This is a genomic window from Streptomyces sp. NPDC051907 (assembly GCF_040681075.1).
Lineage (GTDB): Bacteria > Actinomycetota > Actinomycetes > Streptomycetales > Streptomycetaceae > Streptomyces.
This window is the reverse complement of record NZ_JBFAYB010000159.1, coordinates 1-10553: the sequence shown is the minus strand read 5'-3', so window position 1 is coordinate 10553 and position 10553 is coordinate 1. Positions and strand designations below refer to the sequence as shown.

The window sequence follows — 10553 nt, the reverse complement described above, 5'->3', positions numbered from 1 at the left end:
CGGGCGGTCCGCCCGCCCGGGGCGCGGGCGCCCCCCGTAGCTGTGCCCGCGCCCCGCGGCCCCGGTCGGGGCCCAGGGAGTGGCGTCGCCCCCTAGGCCACCGCCGGGAGTGGAGGGGTCTGCGCCGGGCTGCGCACGCCCAGGTCGCGCAGGACCGCTTCGCAGACTCTGCGGCCCGAGAACAGCGCGCCCTGGACCGTGCTCGTGTCGCGGTGGTCGCCGCAGACGTACAGCCCGGCCAGCAGCCGCACCGGGCGGCGCAGATCGTGCGGCGGCGGCATCGCGGGGACCGCCTCCGCGGTGTGGTGGGCCGCGAGCAGCTCCCACTCGTCCGTCGACGTGCCGTACAGCACGGCCAGATGCTTGCGGACCCGGCGCTCCAGGTCGTCCGGCGGGTCGCCCAGCACCGTCGAGGAGATCAGCACCCGGCCGGCCGGGGCCCGCGAGGGGTCGACCTCGCTCATCACCGCGGTGTGCGCCACCGGGCCCGTCCGGTCCGCGTCCAGCACCAGCGCCGGATCGGCGAGCGGGGACTGGGGCGCGGTGTGGTGCAGGACCGTCACCGGGTGGAAGGAGGGCACGCGCAGGCCGGGCAGCAGCTCCGCGGCGGCCCGCGCCCCGGTGGCCACCACCAGGGAACGGCAGCTCAGCTCGCCGTGCTCCGCGGTCGCGACACGGCTGATCGACGCGTCGACGACCCGTACGCCCGTGCGCACCGTCCCCGGCGGCAGCGCCGCCGCGAGCAGTTCGGGCAGCCGCGCCGCGCCGCCCGCGGGCACGCACAGCCGGCCGCGCGCGAAGCCGCGCAGCGCCAGGTCGGCGCACCGGCTCGACGTGGTCAGCTGCGGGTCGCACAGCAGCGACGACAGCAGCGGACGCAGGAAGGTGTGGACCGTACGGGCCGGCAGGCCGCGGGCGCAGAGCGCTCCGGCGGTCGCCCGCTCCGGACGGGCCATCAGCCGCTCGGCGGACATGGCTCCGACGCGGGCGAGCGACGCCCCGAGTCTGGCCTGGTCGAGCGGGCGGGGGGCGCTTGCGAGGGCGCGCGCCACAGTGAATGCGCCCCCTACGCCCCGCCGGGCGTACGGCGGGCTCCCCGTCTCGTCACCTCTGCGCCCCACCTCGCCGGACCGCTGAAGCCGCCCGCCGCTGTGCACGAGCACACCCGGCGAGAAGGGACGCAGATCCGCGTCCCCGAGGCCGGCCGTGCGGCTCAGCTCGGGATACGAGGTGTTGAGCAACTGGCCTATCCGGTCGAGCCGGAAGCCGTCGATCTCCTCGGTGGCCATCCGGCCGCCCACGTGCGGGGCGGCTTCCAGGACGCTGACCGTCAGGCCGGCGCTGGACAGCTGGTGAGCCGCCGAGAGACCGGCGAGCCCGGCCCCGACGATGACGACGTCCGCGTAGTGATCCGCATGATGAGCGGTGCTGCTGAGCACGTGCCCCTCCCCGAGGTCGGCGCGGCTGGTGGGAGGCTCATGCCCCCGACAGGCTCCCGGAATACCCGAGTTCGGACCGAGAGTAGGGAGCGGGCGCCGGGCCGATGGTCGCGCATGCCGCGGAGCACCGGGGCGCGGGGGCGCACATCGCCCCTCCGCCGCCGCACACAGGGGCGCACGCCGCCGGACCGGCCTACCGCAGCGCCGCCCTGACGGCCTCGTCGATGCCCGGGAAGGCGAAGGAGAACCCCGACTCCAGCAGCCGGCTCGGCACCGCCCGCTGACTGCTGAGCACCTCCGACGCCAGCTCCCCGAGCGCGATCCGCAGCGCCGGGGCGGGGACGGCGAAGAGCGTCGGACGGCGCAGCACCCGGCCCATCGCCGCGGTCGCCTCACGGTTGGTCACGGGCTCCGGAGCGGTGAGGTTCACCGGCCCCGACAGCGACTGAGTGTCAAGAATGTGCCGCAGCGCAGCGATCTCGTCGTGCAGGGAGATGAAGCTCCAGTACTGCCGCCCGTCGCCGAGCCGACCGCCGAGCCCCGCCTTGAACAACGGGAACATCCGCCCCCACGCCCCTCCCTCGGGCGCCACCACCAGCCCGGTCCGCGCGAAGGCCGTGCGCACGCCCGCCTCCTGAGCCGGGGCCGTCGCCTCCTCCCACTCCACGCACACCCGCGGCAGGAACCCGTCCCCGGGCGGCGCGTCCTCGTCCACCGCCCGGCCCCCGGTGTCGCCGTAGATGCCGACGCCGCTCGCGGACACCAGCACCCTGGGCGGCACGTCCAGGGACGCGACCGCCTCGGCGATCGCCGCCGTGCCGAGCACCCGGCTGTCCCGGATCTCCTTGCGGTACGCCTCAGTCCAGCGGTGGTCGCCCACCCCTGCCCCGGCCAGATGCACCACCGCGTCGCAGCCGGCCAGCCCGTTCGCGTCGACGTACTGACGCCGGGGATCCCACTCCACCTCGTCGCCGGCCCGCGGCCGCCGGCGCACCAGCCGCACCACCTCGTGCCCGTCGGCGCGCAGCGAGCGGGCCAGGGCGGCGCCGATGAGTCCAGTCGAGCCGGTGATCGCGACACGGGAGACAGGGGAAGGCTGCATGGCCCCCATCCTGCCCTTGCGGGGCCTCATGGCACAGTGACCCCCATGTCCGAGTCGCACATACGTCCCGCACGTCCCGAAGACGACGACGCCCTCGGCCGGCTCGACCGGGACGCCTGGTCGCCGCTGCACTCCGTCCAGTCCCGGCCGCAGCCTCCGTACGACCCGTTCTTCGACTCCAACCACCGGCCCGAGCACTATCTGGTCGCCGAGGAGGCGGACGGCACGGTCGTCGGCTACATCCGGCTCGTCGCACCCACCCCGCTCGCCTCCAACCGCCATGTGCGGCAGATCCAGGGCCTGGCGGTGGCCGAGAGCGGCCGCGGGCGCGGGCTCGGGCGCGCGCTGCTGAGGTCGGCGCTCCAGGAGGCGCGGCGCCAGGGCGCGGTCCGCGTCACGCTGCGGGTGCTGGGACACAACAAGCCGGCGCGCTCGCTGTACGAGTCGGAGGGGTTCGCCGTAGAAGGCGTGCTGCCGGGCGAGTTCCTGCTGGAGGGGCGGTACGTCGACGACGTTCTGATGGGGCGCGGCGTGAGCGGCTGACCGGGCGTGAGCGATTGACCGGGCTGAGGGGCTGACAGCCACGGGCGGGCCCGTATGTCCGGCGCCCACCCCCGCCGTACCCCCTGGGGCTCCGCCCCAGACCCCGCGCCTCAAGCGCCGGCGGGGCTGAATTGGCCCGGCCATCTAGTCCGTTCCGAGGCGCGGGGGCGGCATTTTCAGCCCGTTGGGGGTCCCCCCGGACGAAGTCTGGGGGAGTTTGAGGACACGCCCGGAGGGCGTACCGCCGGCCCGGCACGGGCGATCCGCGCCTCAAGGCCGGCGAGGCTGAATTTTCGCGTCCACCCCCGGAGGGCGTACCGCCCGGGCTCGCCGCCGGGGCGTCAGATCGCGCCGAAGCGCTCCCAGAGCCGGGGGAATCGTTCCGCCAGGGCCCCGTCGTCGTCGAAGTCGAACGGCGAGCCCTCCGGCTCCGCCGACTGCGACGCGATGCCCAGGTCCGGCGCGACGACGCCGGTGAGCTGCTCGTACGCCTCGTCGGCCGCGTACCCCAGCTCCTCGCCGTCCCCGTCGACGTCCTCGTCGAACTCCTCCAGAAGCTCGGCCAGCGCGTCCGGCTCGTGCACCGCGCCCTCGAAGGTCTCCCGCCCCTGGCCGATCAGCCAGCAGCGGAAGTAGTCGAAGGCGTCGTCGCTGGCCCCGCCGAGCAGCACGGCCGCCGCGCCCCACAGGTCCCAGGTGTACGCGCGGTTGTAGCGGGACTCGAAGTGCCGGGCGAAGTCCAGCACGGAGTCGGGGTCGAGCTGCAGCAGCCGCTCGACGAGCAGATCGGCGTGGTCCTCGGGGTCGCCCTCGGCGGCCTCGCGGGTGCTGTCGATGATCTCCCAGAACTCCGTCTCGTCCATCACGGGACAAGCATCGTGGCTGCCGGGGGGCGGCGCACGCGGAGCCGCCGAAAAGCTGACTCTTTCGAATGGCGGACAGAGGATGTCGGGTATCCGTGCGACGGTCGGCGTATGACGACGAGGACACCCCTGGCAGGGAAGATCGCACTGGTCGCCGGAGCGACCCGGGGCGCGGGACGCGCCATCGCCGTACAGCTGGGCGCCGCGGGCGCGACCGTCTATGTGACGGGCCGCACCACCCGCGAGAAGGTCAGCGAGGTCGGCCGGGCCTCCGAGACGATCGAGGAGACGGCGGAGCTGGTCACGGCCGCGGGCGGCGAGGGCGTCGCCCTTCCGGCCGACCATCTCGACCCCGAGCAGGTACGGGCCGTGGTCGCGCGGATCGACGACGACCACGGGCGGCTCGACATCCTCGTCAACGACGTCTGGGGCGGCGAGCACCTGATCGTCTGGGACAAGAAGATGTGGGAGACGGACCTGGCGAACGGGCTGCGGATGCTCGAGCTCGGCGTCAGGTCCCACATCGTCACCAGCAGCTGCGCGCTGCCGCTGCTCGTGCGGAACCCGGGCGGCCTGGTGGTGGAGGTCACCGACGGCACGGCCGAGACGAACAAGGAGCGCCGCGAGAACTTCTTCTACGACCTCGCCAAGAACGCGCCGATCCGGATGGCGTACGTCCTGGGCGAGGAGCTCGAGAGCGTGGGCTGCACGGCGGTCTCGGTCACGCCGGGCTTCCTCCGCTCGGAGCAGATGCTCGACAACTTCTCGGTGACCGAGGAGACATGGCGCGACGGCATCGAGCACCAGCCGGTCTTCGCGATCTCGGAGTCGCCGGTCTACGTGGGCAGGGCGGTAGCGGCGCTGGCGGCGGACCCGGACCGGGCCCGGTGGAACGGGCGGTCGCTGTCGAGCGGGCAGCTGGCCAGGGAGTACGACTTCACCGACGCGGACGGCAGCAGGCCGGACGCGTGGGGGTACATCACGGACGTGGTGAAGGGCGGGGCGGATCGCTCGGCGGAGGAGTACCGCTGAGGCGTATGGCTCCCGCGAGGGTGGGAGCGTGGCGGCGGGCGGGCTCCGGTGGTGGGCTCTTCCGCGGCGGGGGCTCCTGCGGCGAGCCCCCGCGGCGCGGGCTCCCTCGGCGGGCTCCTGCGGTGGCGGGCTCCTGCGGCGGGGCTTCCGCGGCGAGCCCCCGGTGGCTCCCGCGAGAGCGAGTCCCGCGGCGGGCTGCGGTGGTGAGCTCCCTCGGCGGCTTCCGGCGGTGGGCTCCCGCGAAGGCGGGCGCGCGGTGGCGGGCTCCTGCGGGCGGGCTCCGGCGGTGGCGGGCTCCTGCGGCGGGGCTTCCGCGGCGAGCCCCCGTGGCTCCCGCGAGAGCGAGTCCCGCGGCGGGCTGCGGCGGTGAGCTTCCTCGGCGGATTCTGGCGGTGGGCTCCCGCGAAGGCGGGCGCGCGGCGGCGTGCTCCTGCGGGCGGGCTCCGGCGGTGGCGGGCCCCTGCGGCGGGCTCCCGCGGTGCGCGCTCCGGCAGTGGCTCCCTTGGCGGGCTCCCTACCCGGGCTCCTGTGGTGAGCCCTGCGGCTCCCGCGAGAGCGAGCCCCTCAGCGAGCTCCCGCCGTGACACCGGCTTACCCGTAGTGCCCCCTCATCCCCCTCGCCGTGTCCGCGAAGCGCTCCCGCAGTTCCGGTGGCGACAGCACCTCCGCCTCCGCGCCCAGCGGCATCAACTGGGTATAGGCCACCTCCGCCGACTCCACCGGCAGCGTGAGCGTCACCCGGCCCGACTCGTCGGGCGGGTCGGCCGCTTCGAGCGCCTCGTGGGCCGCCGCGCGGTCGGTCAGGTACGGCAGGCGTTCCGCGCCCGTCGGCGAGAGGCGCAGCCGGACCTCCGTACGGAGGATGGAGCGCGCGAACTGGGCCGCGCGCTCCTCCCAGAAGGCCGGGAGGTCGAAGTCCCCGTCCCGTACGAAACGTTCCTCCGCCAGCGACACCGCCGCGAAGCGGTCGATGCGGTAGACCCGGACCGTGCCCTTCCCGGCGTCCGCGCGGGCGCACAGGTACCAGACGCCCGCCTTGAGGACCAGGCCGTACGGCGCCAACTCCCGCTCCACCTCGGAGTCCTTGCGGCGGTAGCGGGCGAAGAGCAGCCGGTCGTCCCAGACCGCCTCCGCGACGGCGGGCAGCAGCTCCGGCGTCTGCGGCTCCTGGTACCAGCCCGGCGCGTCCAGGTGGAAGCGCCGGGCCGCCGAGTCGGAGGCGTCGCTCAGGGAGGGGAGCAGCGCCGCGGACACCTTCAGCCGGGCCGCGGACGCCGCGTCCTGGAGGCCCATCTCCCGCAGCGCGCCCGGCAGTCCGGACAGGAAGAGGGCCTCCGCCTCGGTGCGCGCGAGGCCGGTGAGGCGGGTGCGGTAGCCGCCGATCAGCCGGTAGCCGCCGGTCCGCCCTCGGTCCGCGTAGACCGGGACCCCGGCCTCCGAGAGCGCGAGGGCGTCCCGGGTGATGGTCCGCTCCGACACCTCGAGCTCCTGTGCCAGCTCGGCCCCGGTCATCGAGGGCCTGGCCTGGAGGAGCAGCACCATCTTGATCAGCCGGGCAGCGCGCATGACCCCATGATGACGGAGATCGGGCCGACGGCCCCCTCCGCGACAGAGGTCACACCAGCGGCTCCTGGAGCTCCGTCACCCACTTGTCGCGGTCGGCCGGGCACTCGAGATTGACCTCCCGGGCGTACCCCGCCGAACGGTGCTCGCCCGCGTCGATCCAGCGGGCCAGGTTCTGGGCGGTGGGCAGGATCGAGTCCATCGAGCCGCGGTGCACGGTCGTCGCCGCTCGCTCGACGGCCGGCAGATCGACGATCTCGAAGTCCTGGCCGGCGGCCGGCGGCGCCGCGACCGTGACGCCCGCGTGCACCAGGATCCTGCCGTCCTCGCCCGGCGCGTCCTCGTAGTAGGCGATGCCGGGACCGGTCGGGGTCACCCCCGCCGACTCCAGACGGCGGAACAGCTCCTCGTACAGCGGGCTGATGACCGGGCCGATGTGCTCGGGCGCGTAGCTCGCCGCGACCGCGGTCAGCTCGGCCACTCGTACCGCGGGAAGGCTCTTGACGATGACGTCCTGCGTGGACATGTGTCCCTCGCTCTCGATCGACCGGAGCCTCGCCTCGACCTGCGCCAGCCTCGCGGCCGCCGCGGCCATCGCCTCCTCCAGCTCCGCGTGCCGCAGCTTGAGCATCCCGCGCAGCTCCTCCGGTCCCACCCGCTCCTCCAGGATCTCCTGCACCTGCTGGAGCGTGAAGCCGAGGTCCTTGAGCGCGATGACGCGGTTGAGCTGGGCGAGCTGGGCCGCCGCGTAGTAGCGGTAGCCGCTGTAGGGGTCGGTGTGCGCGGGGCGCAGCAGCCCGATGGCGTCGTAGTGACGCAGCATGCGGGCCGAGACGCGGCCGTGCCTGGCGAAGTCTCCGATGGTGAACATGACGCTCTCTACTCCATGGCCTCACACGGTGTCAGGGTCAAGGATCACCCACGACGAACCCACGACGGCCCACGAGAAACCCCCGGCGGCCGTCGGGCCGCCGGGGGTTCGTCACGTGGTCGTCACGTCGTACGGGACGCGTACGGGACGTTGTACAAGAGTCGGGACGTCGTACGGGAGAGGTCAGAGACCGTAGCGCTCCCGCGCCTCCTTCACCGCCGAGGCCCGGACCTCGCCCCGCTTGGCCAGCTGCGCCAGCGCCGCGACCGTGATCGACTGCGCGTCCACGCCGAAGTGGCGGCGGGCCGCCTCGCGGGTGTCGGAGAGACCGAAGCCGTCCGTGCCGAGCGAGGAGTAGTCCTGCTCGACCCACTGGCTGATCTGGTCCGGGACCTGACGCATCCAGTCGGACACCGCCAGGACCGGGCCCGGGGCGCCCTCCAGCGCCTGGGTGACGTACGGCGTGCGCTGCTCGCCGCGGAGCAGGGCCTCGTCGCACTCCAGCGCGTCGCGCCGCAGCTCGCCCCACGAGGTGGCGGACCACACGTCGGCGGCCACGTTCCAGTCGGCGGCCAGCAGTCGCTGCGCCTCCAGCGCCCAGTGGATCGCCGTGCCGGAGGCGAGGAGCTGGAGCCGCGGGGCGTCGGCGGACTCGGCGGCGCCCTCGTTGAAGCGGTACAGACCGCGCAGGATGCCCTCCTCGACGCCCTCGGGCATCGCGGGCTGGGGCTTGGGCTCGTTGTAGACCGTCAGATAGTAGAAGACGTTCTCGGCCTCGGGGCCGTACATCCGGCGCAGGCCGTCCTTGACGATGACCGAGATCTCGTACGCGAACGCCGGGTCGTAGTTGAGCGACGCCGGGTTGGTGGACGCGATCAGATGCGAGTGGCCGTCCGCGTGCTGGAGGCCCTCGCCGGTCAGGGTGGTGCGACCGGCCGTCGCGCCGACGATGAAGCCCTTGCCGAGCTGGTCGGCGAGCTGCCACATCTGGTCGGCCGTGCGCTGCCAGCCGAACATCGAGTAGAAGATGTAGAACGGGATCATCGGCTCGCCGTGCGTCGCGTACGACGTCGAGGCGGCGATGAAGTCGGCCATGGCGCCGGCCTCGGTGATCCCCTCGTTGAGGATCTGGCCGTCCTTGGCCTCCTTGTAGTACATCAGCTGGTCGCGGTCGACCGGCTCGTACGTCTGGCCCAGCGGGGAGTAGATGCCCGCGGACGGGAACAGCGACTCCATGCCGAAGGTGCGGGCCTCGTCGGGGACGATCGGGACCCAGCGCCTGCCGGTCTCCTTGTCCCGCATCAGGTCCTTCACCAGGCGTACGAACGCCATGGTGGTGGCCATCTCCTGCTTGCCGGAGCCCTTCTCGAGCGCCTTGAAGCCGCGCTCCTCAGGGGCCGGCAGCGCGACGGCGTGCACCCGGCGGGCGGGGGCGGGGCCGCCGAGGGCGGCACGGCGCTCGTTGAGGTACCGGACCTCGGGGGAGTCGGCGCCGGGGTGGCCGTAGGGCACCAGGCCGTCGGCGAAGGCGCTGTCCGCGATCGGGAGTCCGAGCAGATCGCGCATGCCCTTGAACTCGTCGGTCGTCAGCTTCTTCATCTGGTGGTTGGCGTTCTTGGACTCGAAGCCCTTGCCGAGGGTGTAGCCCTTCACCGTCTGCGCGAGGATCACGGTCGGCGCGCCCTTGTGCTCGACGGCCGCGCGGTAGGCCGCGTACACCTTGCGGGCCTCGTGGCCGCCGCGGGAGGTGTAGAAGCACTCGGCGATCTTCGCGTCGCTCAGCAGCTTGGCGAGCTCGACGAGGGCGGGCTCGGCGCCGAAGAAGTGCTCGCGGATGTACGAGACGTCACGCGTGGCGTACGTCTGGAACTGGGCGTCCGGCACCTCGCGCAGCCGGCGCACCAGCGCGCCCGTGGCGTCGAGCTGGAACAGCTCGTCCCAGGCGGAGCCCCAGAGCGACTTGACGACGTTCCAGCCGGCGCCGCGGAACTGGGACTCCAGCTCCTGCACGATCTTGAAGTTGGCGCGGACCGGGCCGTCGAGGCGCTGCAGGTTGCAGTTGATCACGAAGGTCAGGTTGTCGAGCTGCTCGCGGGCCGCGAGGGCGAGGGCGGCGGTCGACTCGGGCTCGTCCATCTCGCCGTCGCCGAGGAAGGCCCAGACGTGGGAGCGCGAGGTGTCCTTGATGCCGCGGTTGTGCAGGTAGCGGTTGAAGCGCGCCTGGTAGATCGCGGAGAGCGGGCCGAGGCCCATGGAGACGGTGGGGAACTCCCACAGCCAGGGCAGCCGCCGCGGGTGCGGGTAGGAGGGGAGGCCGTCGCCGCCGGACTCCTGCCGGAAGTTGTCGAGCTGCTGCTCGCTGAGGCGGCCGTCGAGGAAGGCGCGGGCGTAGATGCCGGGGGAGGCGTGGCCCTGGATGTAGAGCTGGTCGCCGCTGCCGTCGCCCTCCTTGCCGCGGAAGAAGTGGTTGAAGCCGGTCTCGTAGAGCCAGGCGGCGGAGGCGAAGGTGGCGATGTGGCCGCCGACCCCGAAACGGGAGCCACGGGTGACCATCGCGGCCGCGTTCCAGCGGTTCCACGCGGTGATGCGGGCTTCCATCTCCTCGTCGCCGTCGAAGCCGGGCTCGGCGGCGGTGGGGATGGTGTTGACGTACTCGGTCTCCAGCGGCCGGGGCACGGGGACGCCCGCGGCCGTGGCGTGCTGGAGGGTACGTCGCATCAGATACGCGGCGCGGTGCGGGCCGGCATGCTTCGCGACGGCGTCGAGGGAGGCCGCCCACTCGGCGGTCTCCTCGGCGTCACGGTCCGGGAGCTGGTCGAGCTCGCTCGGAAGCTGCTTGCCTACGGGGTCGGTCATGATCGCCGCCTTCCGGACAGGAGGGGGGTGGAGAAAGGGGGGCCTTGTCTGGCAGGACAGGGCGACGGGTTGGTGAACCCGGCGTCGACTGTAAGCCGCTGATCGATGATCGATCAAAGGTTGGGGGTGAAAAATCGCCCATTCTGAAGAAATTGGCATCCCGTGCCAGGGAATGGGGCACGGGGTGCCGGCGCGGGCGTGGGCGAGCCGGCGGCGGTGCGGATCGTTCCCATGCAGGCCCGGCGGATGCGGCTATGGCACGCCTCGGACAAGGATCGCGCCTG

General features: G+C 73.2%; 8 protein-coding genes. 2 read left to right on the top strand and 6 right to left on the bottom strand.

The window, feature by feature from the left end; all coding sequences use genetic code 11:
- Window positions 1–92 precede the first annotated feature (92 nt).
- Together AB0M39_RS39805 and AB0M39_RS39800 are read right to left on the bottom strand one after the other, a co-directional pair.
- A complete protein-coding gene (locus AB0M39_RS39805; protein ID WP_365373424.1) occupies window positions 93–1439 on the bottom strand; it encodes an NAD(P)/FAD-dependent oxidoreductase in 1347 nt (448 codons plus the stop codon).
- 193 nt (window positions 1440–1632) lie between these two features.
- Entirely contained in the window at window positions 1633–2541 is a 909-nt protein-coding gene (locus AB0M39_RS39800; protein ID WP_365373421.1) for a TIGR01777 family oxidoreductase, read from the bottom strand.
- A gap of 45 nt (window positions 2542–2586) precedes the next feature.
- Here AB0M39_RS39800 and AB0M39_RS39795 point away from each other — a divergent pair, with 45 nt between their 5' ends.
- Window positions 2587–3084: a GNAT family N-acetyltransferase gene (locus AB0M39_RS39795; RefSeq protein WP_365373418.1), complete on the top strand. Its 498-nt coding sequence runs from the start codon at window positions 2587–2589 to the stop codon at window positions 3082–3084.
- A gap of 341 nt (window positions 3085–3425) precedes the next feature.
- Here the strand turns inward: AB0M39_RS39795 and AB0M39_RS39790 are convergent, their stop codons facing one another.
- Complete coding sequence (locus AB0M39_RS39790) at window positions 3426–3947, bottom strand: DUF4240 domain-containing protein (protein WP_365373427.1); 522 nt, start codon at window positions 3945–3947, stop codon at window positions 3426–3428.
- A 111-nt stretch (window positions 3948–4058) separates the two neighbouring features.
- Here AB0M39_RS39790 and AB0M39_RS39785 point away from each other — a divergent pair, with 111 nt between their 5' ends.
- A complete protein-coding gene (locus tag AB0M39_RS39785) occupies window positions 4059–4979 on the top strand; it encodes an SDR family oxidoreductase (protein ID WP_365373415.1) in 921 nt (306 codons plus the stop codon).
- A gap of 591 nt (window positions 4980–5570) precedes the next feature.
- Here AB0M39_RS39785 and AB0M39_RS39780 read toward each other — a convergent pair.
- From AB0M39_RS39780 to aceE, 3 genes are all read right to left on the bottom strand, one after another.
- Window positions 5571–6545: a WYL domain-containing protein gene (locus AB0M39_RS39780; RefSeq protein ID WP_365373412.1), complete on the bottom strand. Its 975-nt coding sequence runs from the start codon at window positions 6543–6545 to the stop codon at window positions 5571–5573.
- Between the two features lie 49 nt (window positions 6546–6594).
- Entirely contained in the window at window positions 6595–7413 is an 819-nt protein-coding gene (locus AB0M39_RS39775; protein ID WP_365373409.1) for a MerR family transcriptional regulator, read from the bottom strand.
- Between the two features lie 183 nt (window positions 7414–7596).
- A complete protein-coding gene (gene aceE / locus AB0M39_RS39770) occupies window positions 7597–10269 on the bottom strand; it encodes a pyruvate dehydrogenase (acetyl-transferring), homodimeric type (RefSeq protein WP_365373406.1) in 2673 nt (890 codons plus the stop codon).
- Window positions 10270–10553 lie beyond the last annotated feature (284 nt).